Annotated in this window: 18 protein-coding genes; all 18 read right to left on the bottom strand. The window is 39.2% G+C overall.

Features of this window, described 5'->3' with window-relative positions; genetic code table 11:
- On the bottom strand, positions 1 to 153 hold a 153-nt coding region (locus tag WMO75_RS08660), incomplete at its 3' end, for an integrase DNA-binding domain-containing protein (protein ID WP_349077921.1).
- Positions 154 to 230: 77 nt separating this feature from the next.
- On the bottom strand, positions 231 to 434 hold the full coding sequence (locus tag WMO75_RS08655; protein ID WP_002322728.1) for an excisionase: 204 nt from the start codon (positions 432 to 434) through the stop codon (positions 231 to 233).
- A 373-nt stretch (positions 435 to 807) separates the two neighbouring features.
- Positions 808 to 1,062 (bottom strand): helix-turn-helix domain-containing protein, encoded by a 255-nt coding sequence (locus WMO75_RS08650; protein WP_002322727.1) that lies wholly within the window; start codon positions 1,060 to 1,062, stop codon positions 808 to 810.
- A 3-nt stretch (positions 1,063 to 1,065) separates the two neighbouring features.
- Positions 1,066 to 1,485, bottom strand: a complete 420-nt coding sequence (locus tag WMO75_RS08645; RefSeq protein WP_349077920.1) for an RNA polymerase sigma factor — start codon at positions 1,483 to 1,485, stop codon at positions 1,066 to 1,068.
- Between the two features lie 294 nt (positions 1,486 to 1,779).
- A complete protein-coding gene (locus WMO75_RS08640; RefSeq protein ID WP_002326770.1) occupies positions 1,780 to 2,064 on the bottom strand; it encodes a topoisomerase C-terminal repeat-containing protein in 285 nt (94 codons plus the stop codon).
- Between the two features lie 145 nt (positions 2,065 to 2,209).
- Positions 2,210 to 2,947 (bottom strand): 23S rRNA (adenine(2058)-N(6))-methyltransferase Erm(B), encoded by a 738-nt coding sequence (gene erm(B), locus WMO75_RS08635; RefSeq protein ID WP_001038795.1) that lies wholly within the window; start codon positions 2,945 to 2,947, stop codon positions 2,210 to 2,212.
- A gap of 124 nt (positions 2,948 to 3,071) precedes the next feature.
- Positions 3,072 to 3,155, bottom strand: a complete 84-nt coding sequence (locus tag WMO75_RS08630) for a 23S rRNA methyltransferase attenuation leader peptide (protein WP_001814874.1) — start codon at positions 3,153 to 3,155, stop codon at positions 3,072 to 3,074.
- A 20-nt stretch (positions 3,156 to 3,175) separates the two neighbouring features.
- Positions 3,176 to 4,018, bottom strand: a complete 843-nt coding sequence (locus tag WMO75_RS08625; protein ID WP_003060411.1) for an FtsX-like permease family protein — start codon at positions 4,016 to 4,018, stop codon at positions 3,176 to 3,178.
- Complete coding sequence (locus WMO75_RS08620; RefSeq protein WP_003061398.1) at positions 4,008 to 4,778, bottom strand: ABC transporter ATP-binding protein; 771 nt, start codon at positions 4,776 to 4,778, stop codon at positions 4,008 to 4,010. Before WMO75_RS08620 ends, WMO75_RS08625 begins: the two co-directional genes overlap by 11 nt.
- Positions 4,779 to 4,944: 166 nt before the next feature.
- Positions 4,945 to 5,175 carry a hypothetical protein gene (locus WMO75_RS08615; RefSeq protein WP_003060191.1) on the bottom strand — a complete coding sequence of 77 codons (231 nt, stop codon included), beginning with the start codon at positions 5,173 to 5,175 and terminating at the stop codon, positions 4,945 to 4,947.
- Positions 5,176 to 5,190: 15 nt separating this feature from the next.
- Complete coding sequence (locus tag WMO75_RS08610) at positions 5,191 to 5,520, bottom strand: DUF3784 domain-containing protein (RefSeq protein WP_003061243.1); 330 nt, start codon at positions 5,518 to 5,520, stop codon at positions 5,191 to 5,193.
- A gap of 14 nt (positions 5,521 to 5,534) precedes the next feature.
- Entirely contained in the window at positions 5,535 to 5,744 is a 210-nt protein-coding gene (locus WMO75_RS08605) for a helix-turn-helix transcriptional regulator (RefSeq protein ID WP_007286202.1), read from the bottom strand.
- 1 nt (position 5,745) lies between these two features.
- Positions 5,746 to 6,060 carry a DUF6442 family protein gene (locus tag WMO75_RS08600; RefSeq protein WP_003061887.1) on the bottom strand — a complete coding sequence of 105 codons (315 nt, stop codon included), beginning with the start codon at positions 6,058 to 6,060 and terminating at the stop codon, positions 5,746 to 5,748.
- A gap of 144 nt (positions 6,061 to 6,204) precedes the next feature.
- Positions 6,205 to 7,116: a conjugal transfer protein gene (locus WMO75_RS08595; RefSeq protein ID WP_003062215.1), complete on the bottom strand. Its 912-nt coding sequence runs from the start codon at positions 7,114 to 7,116 to the stop codon at positions 6,205 to 6,207.
- Positions 7,117 to 7,132: 16 nt separating this feature from the next.
- A complete protein-coding gene (locus WMO75_RS08590) occupies positions 7,133 to 8,140 on the bottom strand; it encodes a bifunctional lytic transglycosylase/C40 family peptidase (RefSeq protein WP_003059774.1) in 1,008 nt (335 codons plus the stop codon).
- Positions 8,137 to 10,347 (bottom strand): CD3337/EF1877 family mobilome membrane protein, encoded by a 2,211-nt coding sequence (locus WMO75_RS08585; RefSeq protein WP_003060083.1) that lies wholly within the window; start codon positions 10,345 to 10,347, stop codon positions 8,137 to 8,139. The genes WMO75_RS08590 and WMO75_RS08585 overlap by 4 nt, the downstream gene beginning before the upstream one ends.
- Positions 10,347 to 12,797 (bottom strand): conjugal transfer ATPase TcpF, encoded by a 2,451-nt coding sequence (tcpF, locus tag WMO75_RS08580; protein WP_003060327.1) that lies wholly within the window; start codon positions 12,795 to 12,797, stop codon positions 10,347 to 10,349. The genes WMO75_RS08585 and tcpF overlap by 1 nt, the downstream gene beginning before the upstream one ends.
- A complete protein-coding gene (locus tag WMO75_RS08575) occupies positions 12,775 to 13,173 on the bottom strand; it encodes a conjugal transfer protein (RefSeq protein ID WP_003061368.1) in 399 nt (132 codons plus the stop codon). Before WMO75_RS08575 ends, tcpF begins: the two co-directional genes overlap by 23 nt.
- Positions 13,174 to 13,231: the final 58 nt, after the last annotated feature.

The raw sequence follows: 13,231 nt of genomic DNA, 5'->3' as shown, positions 1-13,231 counted from the left end.
TGTCTTGTCTGTCGGTACAAGTTTCCAAGAATAGATAAATTGTGGCTTTCCGTATATATCGGTATATTTATAAACGTATCTTCCGTCTTTTCGCTGGCTCTCTCCATTACGCAAATTGCGATTTTTACTGTCTTTTCGTTTTACATTAGACATAGTGTAAAGCTCCTTTCCGTCATGGAACGAGCCGTGATACGCTATATTTATTATACCATATCTACGGCTCAATGACATTAGATTTCGTCCAATGTATCTATGATTTTTTCAAATTGTTTTCGCTTAATCTGAATACGGTTGCCGTTCACGATAACCCAGCCAGCGTCAAGATTTTCTTCGGCTAATTTACGCAATTTCTTTTCGCCAATGCGGAAGTATTTGGACGCTTCTTCAACCGTCAGCGTATATTTTTCCCAAATAGGCACATCAGTATTGTTCATAATCTATGCACCCCCCTTTACTGTGTGTCGTTTTTTACAAGCAGGCAGACGGCTTTGGAAAGCTCCATTAGTATCTCAACTATTCCCATTCTTGTGGGCAGAACCGCACCATGCGGACGTATCATTATTCTGTGAGGATAGGTCGTGGCAAAACAACTTTTCCAACAGTCGCTCTCGGATCACTGCGTGGGTCGCTCGCTTTCTTTTGAAAAGGTCGTGGCGTACAGTCCCCGTGGCTCGCCATCTCACAAACGTATCTGTCTGCTTTATTCAGTTGTCAAAGAGCTGTGGTGAAAGCGTGTTGCTTTCATATAAAAGCAGGTGGCAGAGCAGGAAAGAGGGGGATATTAAATCATGCTCCGCTAAAAACTGCTTATTCTTCTGGTTCTAAGTCCATATCTTCAATATCAAAACCTAAAATCATTTTGATAAGTGCTTCTCTGATACGTCCTTTTAATTCCATATCTACAACGATATAAACATTGCCGTATTCATCATAAAGTGAACGCAAACAGCACTTTGATATGTAAGGGTCATAAAATGCCAGTAATTTTTCAATCGCTTTTTCGTTTCCGTCCATAGCTGATGAAATCAAGTAATAAGACGGTTTCTTAAATAACTGTTTCATTTTCTAATGTTCCTCCTTGAGTATTTTTTTCATAGTTTCCAAAGCGTGATGTCGGTTTCTAAATACACCGCTTTGCGTGATTTTCTGCAAGTTGGCATTTTCACTTTCTGTCATTTCCAAGAAGTAATACATCAACAGAGTATTGCGTTTTCTTTCTGGAAGTTTCTTCAAGGCTTCTGCCAATTCATCATCAAGGACACGAATATCAATGCCACATACTGAAAAGATTGTATAATCTGTTTCGTAGTCGTCCCAAACAGCCATTTTATCAACAAGGACATCTGGCAATTCGCTGAAAGATATTTCTTTATTCTTACGACGGTTTAATTCCTTGTAATAATCTTTCACGACACTACGGACAACTTTCTTTAAACAACTTTCAAAACGACATTGAACTGTTTTCTGGAAGTCAGACGGTTTCATCAATCTCACCTCCTTTCCTTTATGATTTGAAAAGTGTTTATCCCTCTTTCCGCACCATATAAGGACAGCTAGGTGTGATTTAATGACCTCTTTTGAAAAATTTTTTAAATTTTTTCGGGTATGAAAAAAGCCCGCACAAAACATATAGTCTGTACGAGCCTTTAAAGCTAAAACATAGTAATATTGTATCATTAAGAATCACAAATCACAAGTGATTTGTGATTAATCACTTGTGATTTGTGATAAGTGATTTGTGATTAATATATAAAAGCCCTCTTTAAAGGGCTTTTATGTTTATTTTGAAAAAGAGATAAAATCAATATATCCCTTTTCCCCAATTTTTACAACGGCATTGTAGGGCTTTTTCTCTTTGTTTTTGATTCCTTTTACCAGGGTTTCTTTTCCCTCCAGTAATTCTTTTACATTCGTTTTGGTTAGTTTTTTCTTTCTAAAATGTTCAGCTAAAGTAAACTTACATTCAGGATAATTTGAACAACCATAAAACGATTTTTTTAATACAATATTGTTGCCACACTTAGGACATTTTCCTACAAGGGGTCCCGAGCGCTTAGTGGGAATTTGTACCCCTTATCGATACAAATTCCCCGTAGGCGCTAGGGACCTCTTTAGCTTCTTGGAAGCTGTCAGTAGTATATCTAATAATTTATCTCCATTCCCTTTAGTAACGTGTAACTTTCCAAATTTAAAAAAGCGACTCATAGAATTATTTCCTCCCGTTAAATAATAGATAACTATTAAAAATAGACAATACTTGCTCATAAGTAATGGTACTTAAATTGTTTACTTTGGCGTGTTTCATTGCTTGATGAAACTGATTTTTAGTAAACAGTTGACGATATTCTCGATTGACCCATTTTGAAACAAAGTACGTATATAGCTTCCAATATTTATCTGGAACATCTGTGGTATGGCGGGTAAGTTTTATTAAGACACTGTTTACTTTTGGTTTAGGATGAAAGCATTCCGCTGGCAGCTTAAGCAATTGCTGAATCGAGACTTGAGTGTGCAAGAGCAACCCTAGTGTTCGGTGAATATCCAAGGTACGCTTGTAGAATCCTTCTTCAACAATCAGATAGATGTCAGACGCACGGCTTTCAAAAACCACTTTTTTAATAATTTGTGTGCTTAAATGGTAAGGAATATTCCCAACAATTTTATACCTCTGTTTGTTAGGGAATTGAAACTGTAGAATATCTTGGTGAATTAAAGTGACACGAGTATTCAGTTTTAATTTTTCTGACGATAAGTTGAATAGATGACTGTCTAATTCAATAGACGTTACCTGTTTACTTATTTTAGCCAGTTTCGTCGTTAAATGCCCTTTACCTGTTCCAATTTCGTAAACGGTATCGGTTTCTTTTAAATTCAATTGTTTTATTATTTGGTTGAGTACTTTTTCACTCGTTAAAAAGTTTTGAGAATATTTTATATTTTTGTTCATGTAATCACTCCTGAAGTGATTACATCTGTAAATAAATACAGAAGTTAAACGATTTGTTTGTAATTTTAGTTATCTGTTTAAAAAGTCATAAGATTAGTCACTGGTAGGAATTAATCTAACGTATTTATTTATCTGCGTAATCACTGTTTTTAGTCTGTTTCAAAACAGTAGATGTTTTATCTACATTACGCATTTGGAATACCAACATGACGAATCCCTCCTTCTTAATTACAAATTTTTAGCATCTAATTTAACTTCAATTCCTATTATACAAAATTTTAAGATAACAGTCAAGAACATATCTGCACAAGTTGTAGATATACCATAAATGCTGATAATCAACATGATTACGCTTACCATCAAATAAGTAAGTGTTTCTTGCTTATTAAAATTATCCATAGTACAACGTGAATTCCAGAGAAAAAGAGAAATCGCACCAAGAATAATACTTAAAACAAAAATGACATTTCTTTTTTTACTGTCACGGAACATTTTCTTTTCATTTTGTTTGTCAAAATAAAGAAAATCACGTATCGTCATTTTACTTATTCTTCTTAATAGATTAAGCAAAACCAAAACATAAATAGTTAAAAAATAAATTATCAATAGTCCAATAGAAACGAAATTCAAAGAAATAAAGAGAGTTTTTGGAATACCCAGTAAGTTTACAATTACTAACGACACAAACTGGCTGAATAAAAAGCCAATAGGAATAGCTAATACAAATGCTAAAATTCCCAACAGTATATTTTCAATTACAACTAAGTGGGCAATTTCTTTTTTCTTAATGCCAAGAAGCATATATGTTCCTAATTCTTTACTTCTTTTTTCAAACATAAATTTCGTTGTATAGTTGATCAAAAAGCATATCACAAAAATAATAAGAATATTTACAGCGAACAATGAATTCTTAAATGCATCCATACTGGAACATAACTTTACAATTTCATCAGAATTTGCCACCAAATTAAAAGCAAATATAAGAGAAAAGGATGCAGTAACGGTTATCAGATAAATCAAATAATCTTTAATATTTCTTTTTGTATTTCTATACGCTAACTTACCTAACATTTCCCACTTCACCTCCGAGCAAGGTTAATATATCCAGTATTTCATTGAAGAAATCTTTTCTGCTTTTTTCCCCTCTGAAAATTTCATTGAATATTTTACCGTCTTTCAAGAACAAAATACGTTCACAGAAAGACGCACTAAACGGGTCATGTGTTACCATTAAAATAGTAGCCTGCATTTTCTTGTTGATTTCAGACATTGTTTCCAGTAATAATCTGGAAGCTTTTGAGTCCAAAGCTCCCGTCGGTTCATCAGCTAAAATCAGTTTCGGTTCATTGATTAAGGCTCTAGCACAAGCACAACGCTGTTTTTGTCCGCCAGAAACTTCATAAGGAAATTTCGATAAAATATCACGAATACCCAATTTATCGGCGATAGCATGAACTCTTTTCTCAATATCAGTAGGGTTCTGTTTGTTGATAACCAATGATAAAGAAATGTTTTCTCCAATCGTTAAAGTATCTAAAAGGTTGAAATCTTGAAAAATGAACCCTAAATTTTCACGTCTGAAATCAGCAAAATCTTTATCCTTGATTTTGGTAATATCTTGATTATTGACTGTAATGTGTCCGCTGGTTACAGTATCAATCGTAGAGATACAGTTTAATAGGGTAGTCTTTCCAGAACCACTAGCTCCCATGATTGCGACAAATTCGCCCTTATCTACATACATAGAAATACCGTCTACTGCCTTTGTGATATTTCCAGAGTTACCCCCGTAGTATTTTTTTACTTGCTCTAAATTTAAAATGTGTTCCATTAAAAATCGCTCCTTTCTTCCTGCCACATTTATTTGTTTTGGAATACAATTAAATTATAGCAAGGGCAGTATTCAATTACACTTACAGTTTTGAAAGTAAACAGAGAGTAAAAGAGCCGTGATAATGCAGATCACAATTTTGTGAAGCATTTCCACGACCCTTTTATTATAATTTTGCCTTTGTCTTTTTCGTAATGATATAAATATATTCTTCTGGTGTAGGGCGTTTATTCCCAAAATACTTTTTGAAATTTGCCTGCACCTCTGGGTCGGTGCTATTCATAGCTTCATCAATCGTAGCTTCAATATCCGCCCGAACATCAGCCAATGATACACCGCCAGCTTTTGCACCAGCTTTCAATGCCTTTTTTATATCTCTTTTGTTCAGTCCTATCATATTCATACCTCAATTCTACTTTTTAAAGCTAATAAGTTTTCCATTGTATTTTACAATGATGAATATGATATAAAACACTCCTACAACAATCAAAATAAGACCTATGTAATAGCCTAATTCAGAATGAGAGATTAAATTGATAATCGGCATAACAAGAATACCAATACTAACCAGTAAAGTGCCTATTCCTATTTTTTTTGTAAACACCTTTTTATCTTTAGGGTCAAGTTGTGTATAATGATAACCATGTAATAAAGTAATATTCTCTTTTATACCTATTTGATAAGATGTAAAAAGTAAAAACAATCCTATAACTATTTCAACAATCAATTCCTCTAATTCCATAATCGTTCTCTCCTTTAATCAAAATAAAATAATTCTTCAAATTTTTTATCTAAAGCTATACAAAGCACTAATGCCAATTTTGCTGTTGGATTAAATTGTCCAGTTTCAATAGAACTAACTGTATTCCGAGAAACCCCGACTAGTTCAGCTAATTCTGTTTGTGATAATTTTTTTTCTTTTCGTACAGTTTTTAATCTGTTTCGCAAAATTAAATGTTCGTCCATTCTATAAACCTACCATTAAAAATTTATAAAAGTAATACCCCATAAATAGAAAAAAGAATAAAGCAATAACAAATTTGGATTTATTTTTTGAAATATGTGCTTCATAACCCATAGAGCCAAATGCCACAGACCCAATAATTGTCATTATGTCATAGTAAGGTTCTTTACAAACTGCTTTAATGAAAAGAATTAAAATGCAGATAAATAAAACAAACATTAAGCCAAAAGATTTCCCTTGAAGTTTAATATGTTTTTCGTATTCATCAAGATATAGATTCTCTTTTTTGTTTTGTGATAGTATTTTTTCTTTATCCATTATATAACGCTCCCTTCAAATAATACCAAGTACACTTGTCATTTATATTATAGCATTCGGTCATTACAAGTCAATATTTTTGCACAGTTTTCTTGTCGTTTTGTAAAAGCGTGCAAATCTGATAGGAAATGCACGCTATATCATTTATCCTACAATCTTCCAGTTACTATCCTTATGTAGCACAAGCTCATACTGCGATACCTGCGTCGCTTTTGTCTGATTATCAATGAATTTTACCGCAACCTTGACTTTCACATTGTCGCCGTCCTTTATAAAGATAGGGTTTACCAGTTCAGAATAAAGGTAGTCCCTGCCGATAGGTTCAATCACATTTCCCAATACATAGTAAGCAAGCTCTTTTTCCGTCGCTGTTGGGTACAGCTTAAAGAATGTTTCCAGAAAAGCGGTAGCGTCATTTACCGTATCAGCGTCCACGCTTGCGTCTGCTTCTGGTGTCTTAGGCTCATAGTCTGATTTTTCAACTGCTGGTGCAAGGGTAGGGTTTTGAACGATTACCATATCCCCGTCTGCGTCCACATAGACTTTTACAGTATAGGTTGCTTTCACATTGCTTGTCTGTTCTCCCTCTTTTATCTGCTGATCTACTTCGTAGGTAGCAGAAAAAGTGTCCGCTCCCGATTGCTCGATATGCCATACAATCACATCTGTAACCGTGGAGCTGGTCGGTATATCGGTTCTAATGGTGTCTACATTTAAGTCCTGCAATTCCTTTGTCAGATAACCGCTGATTGCCTGCGTCCTTGCTTCGATAGCTTCTTTGCTGTTATCCCATGTGTAATAGGACTTCGCAAAGTTTTTCACGAAATTTTCTATCCCGTTGGTGTCCTGCAAGCAAAGTTCAATGATTTCTTTTTCATGGGTGGTGTGCTGGTCGATAGCCGTAAAATTCTTATACACCCCAAAGCTCACGCTTGCGACAAGCACCACCCACAACGCAATCACGGTTTTCTTATGTGTGCCTACCTTGACAGTACGCACCTTTTTTTCTTTTGGTTCTTTGATAGTTTCTGTCTGTTTCTTATTCTTCTTAAACATATTTTTCAAGTCCTTTCTATTGTTTTACTCGTCCTGCACCGATTAAGTGCTGTTGCCAGTAACTACTACTTAGGTCTGCATATCCTATCGGGTCGCCTGCGTGGTACATCTGTGTCGGCGAAACAAGAATACCGACGTGTGTTACATACGAACCAGCGTTATAGGTGGAATGGAAAAACACCAAATCGCCTGCTTTTGCCTGCGAGAGTGGCAGATGTTGGGTTGCGTCATACTGTGCTTGTGCTGTTCTCGGTAAGGAGATACCAGCTTTTCCATAGCACCATTGCGTCAATCCCGAACAATCAAAGGAAGTATTCGGGTTACTGCCACCATACACATACTTCCAGCCTTGATATTTCAACGCTTCATTCATTACCTTTTGTGCCAGTTCTCCCGATACCTGCGGAACTGCTAAATACTGATTGACTACTTCCACATAGAACATATTTCCATAGCCATACCGCCAGCCCCCATTCTTAGCAACGGCTATCGGGTTGGTGTAGGTTACTTTCTTTCCACCCGATTTCTCACGGGCGAAGCTCTCTGCAAGATTAAAAGTGTGTTTTTTTCCTTTTCCTGCCACATATCCCACATAGCCACCGCCATAGTTATAAGACTGTATCGCTACATTCAAGTCGTCGATACCTTGATTTTTGCAGGAAGAAAGCAGGGACGCAAAATACTTACACCCCTGCTTGATTGAGCTTTCCGTATCTAAGGAATTAGGCGGTAAACCAAGACTTTCCGAACTCTGCATAACATCTTCTGCCGTACCGCCACTTTCTACTTGAATGATAGCAAGTAACACATTGACATACTCGGAGATACCGTTTTCTCTGGCGTATTTTTCTACCATAGGCTGATGTTTCAAGACTTCTGCGGATAGGTTCATACCCGTAATGCCAGAAGAAAAATTGCTGTTCTCGTCGTCGCTGTCCGCACTAATGAGGACGCCAAAGAAAAGCACCAGAGAAAAGAGGATAGGAAACAGACTGCCAATGATAGCGATATGTTTCAGTTTCATTTTTTCTTCTGTCCTTTCTTCGTTACAAGGTTACGGGTTTTCTCTATGGTCTGCTGGTTCTTCTGGACGCTCTGGGTCTGCTGAACCTTTATCCTGCGGTCTTTGGTGTCATTCTGGCGTGTTTCCTGCGATACCACTTTTTCTACATTCTGCCTATGTACTGTCTGTGTAGGCTGGGGTGCTTTCTTATCAGAAGCACCAGAAGATAACGGACGCTCTTTGATAACATTTGTCTTGACTGGCTCACTTGCTTTCGGAGTTGGAGCTGTGGCTGGGCGTTTGACTTCCTGCATTTTTTCAACACTCGGCTTTGGAATGGTTGAAGCTGTGACTGGTCGCTCATGGGGACGGGTAGCTCCCGTTGTCGCTGATCCGTCAGCCTTTCGCTGTACCTGCCTTGCTTCTTGTGCCTTTTGAAGCTCCATACGTTTGTCAGCGATATTTTTCTTACGCTGTTCCTGCTTTTCCAAGCGTCCCGTCTGTCTGGACTGCTGTTCCTGCACCATGCCACGCTTGAAGTCGGACACGCTGGACTTTGCCTTTTCCTTTGCGGAATACACCGCATAAGCGGTCTGTGTCGGCATATCCTTGATATTCTCTTTGACAGCGTTTGCCTTGTCTTTCACTTTATTTTTCGTATCTAAAACAGCACCGACTTTTGAACCTGCACGCTGTCCCATGCTGGAAGTGGTATTGCCCCGATTTTCTTTAGAAGCCGTATTTTTTCTTTCGGCTCTCTTGCCAGCAACGGCACTTCCAGCCACCGCACCAGCTACACCGCCCGAAATACCGCCAGCACTTACCGCCCTTGCAATACGGTGTTCCATACGCCTAGCCCGATGTCGCATAAACAGATACGGTCTGCGGAATATGCGTCGTCCCATGCTTTGACTGTCGCCAGCATTAAGTGAGAACATACTCATTAAGTCGCCCAGCTTCATGTAGATACCAGCGAAACATACTATCTGCAAGAACGCCACCATAAAGAATGGGTAGTCTGTGGAAATGTTGTAAAACATACTGGAAATACTAAATGCCACCGTTACAATGAGCGTTATTCCTGCCCGTGTCATTATGGTATTAAATACTCTCACGATTGCCTGCTTTGCCATGCTTTCATAGCTCGGTATCATGGAAAGTAAAAAACTGATAGGTAAAAACATTGCAAAGATAATAAAAAGTATCTGGCTGAACAACATCATGCCCGTAAGCAAGAATACAAATATCGTGATACCCAAGTTAAAGAACAAGAGGAAGAACACCATACCCAAACGGTTCACGACCTGCGGTATTGTCAGATTGTTATTGTCGTTGTCCTCGATTTCTGTTTTCACGACTTCCTCTCTGGTTTTCCCGTCCTCGTCCTCTGGACTTGCCGATACGAGAGCTTCTACACGGTCTGTCCCGATTTCTTCTGCGTTGCTGTTCCCGAATTGAAGCAAGAGCCACGGCTGTTCCACTTGAATAGAAAATAGGCTGTCCCGTATCAAGTCCACGCTGTCCTTACCCTCGCTGTCGGAGTTAGGGAGCATGATTTTTGTTCCCAAATCCAAAGAAGCGGTACTGATGTCTGATGAAAATTCATTTATCTTCTTGATATAGTCGGGAGCATAAGCAATAAATGAAGCGGACAGCACGAACACCACCACAAAGTTGATAACAGCGTGAAGTGCTTTGCTGGTTTCCCGTTTTATCAGTCCCGTATAAGCAACGTACATTCCCACCACTAAGATAATGAGAAGCAGGAAACCAACATAGAAGCCCGTAGAAGAAAAGCCGTTCTCGGTAACGCCTGCAAGGGTCTGTATGCTCTTTCCGATACTGTCTGCCATATCATTGATGAAGTCCAGCTTATAGGCTTCCTGCACCACATAGCCCGTTGCATTACTCAAATACAAACTGATAGTCCAGACAAAGTTGGTAATGCAGTACAGCCCGTATTGTACCGATTTTCCGATACCGTCGAGCCAGTTCCACGGAAGCCACGACCAGCTATTATCGACGAAAAAATCAAGCTGGTAGTTGGAAAGGGGATATTTTGAATAAAGATTTTCTGCGTTTATGGTATCGTCTACAAGCCCCGTCGCATGAGCCACCGTCCCCAAAAGTGAAAGCAGGATAAGGGAGAGTGCCACCACGAACAGAGCCATTTTGAGAAAGTGGAAAATCTTCTTTTTTGTGAACACACCTTTTATCCTTTCTTTCATCACTCCACCTCATTTCTCTGTACGGGCGGTCTGGTATCAAAGGCGTGTAGCAGTTCTTCAAAGACTGGGTGTATCTGCACCACACCGACACGCCCGTATAAGTCCTGCAATAAGCATTGTCCGTTCTCCAAATCACGCAAGCGTTTCTGGTTGTTCTCATCGTCCTTGTCGATACCGAAAAACTCTAAGGTCTGCTTTATCTCGTTTATATCCGTGCTTCTAAATGCAAACTTTAAGCCGATATTGTTTTTCAGACTTTCCTTTGACACGTCATAGGCAGACTGGGTAACGAAATAAACGCCTGCCTGCATAGCTCGCCCAGCACGAACCAGCTTATTTGATAAGGTTTCTCCTTGTGCCACATTTAAGAACGCCCACGCTTCGTCTAAATCGACAATCTTAAAAATGCTTCTGTCCGAATGGATAAAATCAAGGGCAAAGGTACTAATCACAATCAGCATAGACACAGACAACAATTCAATGGTCGTGTATTCTTCAAAAGTGGTATCTTTATCTGGCAGTACAAGGTCGGCTACTTGAATGATATTGAGCTGATTATCCAGACTGATAGCATTTTCTACCGTACCGTCTGAAAACAGCAGGTGTGCAAAGTCGTAGTCCGTGAAGCTGTCGATATGGTCTGCGATATTTCTTGATATGGGCGTATCTTCACGGCGTAGCTCGTCTATCACATGGAGCAAGCCCCGACTGTCGCTCTGGGTAACGGAGCGTACTGCCTTACGAAGTACGGGGAATTTTTCGCCGTCCCTTGAAGAAATACCCGTAAGGAATGTTAAGATGTCGATTGCCAGACTTTCAGCGTCTTTTACATTCTTCATAATCACAAACGGGTCAAGAAGCCCTGCATTGTCCTTATCGCTGGTAAGATTTACGATATTGATTTCATGTGCAATCTCTGGGAGCGTTTCTTTCCAGTTACCACGCTCACTTTTAGGGTCTAACAGAAGTGCTTGACCGCCAAACAGCACCGCATAATATACCAGAAGATTGTTACAGAACGATTTCCCACCGCCAAGCGAACCGACAAAAGCAGACGCTAAAGCGTTGGTAACTGTACCTTTTACACCTTGACTGGCAAGGGACGGTTGCAGGTACACATTTCTTCCCGTATCAACAGAATAGCCCATATAGATACCCGTAGTTTCTCCTAACTGCTGTGTCGCACCAAAGCCAAGCCCAGCTAAAAAATCTGATTTTACATACTGCACATAGTCATTGATATATCGCTTGCTGGCTGGTAAAAATTCAGAATGAAGCCCCAGCATATCCCCAGCAGGACGCACCAGCTTTACATTGAGGTCGTCGTAAAAGTCCTTGACTTCATCACAACGGCGTTTCAGCTCGTCAAGATCGGGTGCAGACACCCGTATGACGTAGCTTAACTTATACATACTTTCTTTTGTCTGGTCTAAATCAGTTTCCAGCTCGTCCACGCTGTCTAAAGCGTCCACCACATTTGAGCTGGTTTCACTTCCTGCTTGATAGGCGTGATTATCAAGGTCTTTCAGTTCCTTTTTCTTGTTGCGGACGGTCGTTAATGCTTTCCGATTTTCCACGATTTCTACATTCATGCTCGTATCAACGGGGAATGTGAATTGCTGTTGCTGGAAATAGAAGATTTCAGACGACGGAAAATCAAGCTCTCCTACAATCGCATTGACGGTAAAATAGGACACATAGCTTTCCTTGTCCTCATGTTCCAATCGTAAATACCGCTGGCTTTCCTCAATCACACACCTTGTCGGACGGATAAGGTCGTAGTATTTTATCAGCGTCTCTTTGTTCAATTTTTTCTTTGGTAGCTGGTACTCATAATCTTCATAAGCGATACCGTCCCTGCCGTAAAGATGTTCCATGAGATACCCAAAATCATGGATTTCCAAGCGACGCACCTTAAAGCGACGGGAGATTTTATTTTCCAGTAACTTTTCCATTTTTATGTAACGGTTGATTTCATCATTCGGCATGGAAACAAAATCATTCATCAGCGTGTGGTTCACTTCATGGAGAAATTCTGTGAACGTCAGCCACACCGATTTTTTGATGTTCTTCAGATTGAGCTGTTCTTCCGTAACCATGAGCTTAAAGCCAAGAAAAAAGCGGTAGTCCACTTGATTGTCCCCAATCATAGATACTAACGCTTCGGTCTGTTCGTCTATCTTCTGGCAGGCAACTTCCTTTAATTTTCCAGTTACCAGCTTCTTTGACTGTTCCTGCATACTGCGGATTGAGCTTTCTGTGGCAATCTGCAACGCATGAATTTTACCCTCACGGGACTGTGCGATAAGCTGTCGGAAACTGTCATGCACGATAAATTTCTGCTCTGCGGATAGAAAAGAATAGTTGTATGGTATCAGCTCATAGTAGGCGAACACCTCATTGTCCTTGTTCCAGACAAGGTTATTGTCAATATATTTTATCGGGAACATAGTTCACACTCCTTACTGCCGTGATTGTTTCATTCAATATCTGCTTATGCAGTTTTACGGCTTTTCCTGCATAAGTGATTTTTGGTCGCAGGGCATAGGTTATCTGTGATTTCAAAAAGCTGTACGGCTTCTTTCCGTCAAAGGTTTTCTGCGACATGAACCAAGTGAGAGCAACGGGAATACCAAAGTATTTGAGAAATGCTCCCTCAATCATGGAAAGTGGGGGAATATCCCCAAACAGAATGATGATAAATTCCGTAATCACAAACCATGTAATCTGTGTAAAAGTAACGGGAAAGGGTAAGTTAAAGTCATTGATTGCATACAAGACTTTTTCCACGTTCCAGATACCCGTGTAGCTTTTAATCTTTTTCAAGTTCTTTCAGCTCCTTTCAAAATAGAAAAGGACAGCCATTTTCAGACTGTCCCTTAAA

Origin of the sequence: Blautia intestinihominis, assembly GCF_040096655.1 — a bacterium.
Lineage (GTDB): Bacteria > Bacillota > Clostridia > Lachnospirales > Lachnospiraceae > Blautia_A > Blautia_A intestinihominis.
Note: the sequence above shows the minus strand (reverse complement) of the source record. Positions and strands in the feature narration are given on the sequence as shown.

What these genes read in the sequence shown, in the direction of transcription:
- WMO75_RS08605 (WP_007286202.1), bottom strand. Translation starts at nt 5,744, where the DNA reads ATGGACGAACATTTAATTTTGCGAAACAGATTAAAAACTGTACGAAAA.
- WMO75_RS08615 (WP_003060191.1), bottom strand. Translation starts at nt 5,175, where the DNA reads ATGATAGGACTGAACAAAAGAGATATAAAAAAGGCATTGAAAGCTGGT.
- WMO75_RS08625 (WP_003060411.1), bottom strand. Translation starts at nt 4,018, where the DNA reads ATGTTAGGTAAGTTAGCGTATAGAAATACAAAAAGAAATATTAAAGAT.
- WMO75_RS08650 (WP_002322727.1), bottom strand. Translation starts at nt 1,062, where the DNA reads ATGAAACAGTTATTTAAGAAACCGTCTTATTACTTGATTTCATCAGCT.
- WMO75_RS08645 (WP_349077920.1), bottom strand. Translation starts at nt 1,485, where the DNA reads ATGAAACCGTCTGACTTCCAGAAAACAGTTCAATGTCGTTTTGAAAGT.
- WMO75_RS08595 (WP_003062215.1), bottom strand. Translation starts at nt 7,116, where the DNA reads ATGTTTAAGAAGAATAAGAAACAGACAGAAACTATCAAAGAACCAAAA.
- WMO75_RS08655 (WP_002322728.1), bottom strand. Translation starts at nt 434, where the DNA reads ATGAACAATACTGATGTGCCTATTTGGGAAAAATATACGCTGACGGTT.
- WMO75_RS08590 (WP_003059774.1), bottom strand. Translation starts at nt 8,140, where the DNA reads ATGAAACTGAAACATATCGCTATCATTGGCAGTCTGTTTCCTATCCTC.
- WMO75_RS08610 (WP_003061243.1), bottom strand. Translation starts at nt 5,520, where the DNA reads ATGGAATTAGAGGAATTGATTGTTGAAATAGTTATAGGATTGTTTTTA.
- WMO75_RS08620 (WP_003061398.1), bottom strand. Translation starts at nt 4,778, where the DNA reads ATGGAACACATTTTAAATTTAGAGCAAGTAAAAAAATACTACGGGGGT.
- WMO75_RS08600 (WP_003061887.1), bottom strand. Translation starts at nt 6,060, where the DNA reads ATGGATAAAGAAAAAATACTATCACAAAACAAAAAAGAGAATCTATAT.
- WMO75_RS08585 (WP_003060083.1), bottom strand. Translation starts at nt 10,347, where the DNA reads ATGAAAGAAAGGATAAAAGGTGTGTTCACAAAAAAGAAGATTTTCCAC.
- tcpF (WP_003060327.1), bottom strand. Translation starts at nt 12,797, where the DNA reads ATGTTCCCGATAAAATATATTGACAATAACCTTGTCTGGAACAAGGAC.
- WMO75_RS08630 (WP_001814874.1), bottom strand. Translation starts at nt 3,155, where the DNA reads ATGTTGGTATTCCAAATGCGTAATGTAGATAAAACATCTACTGTTTTG.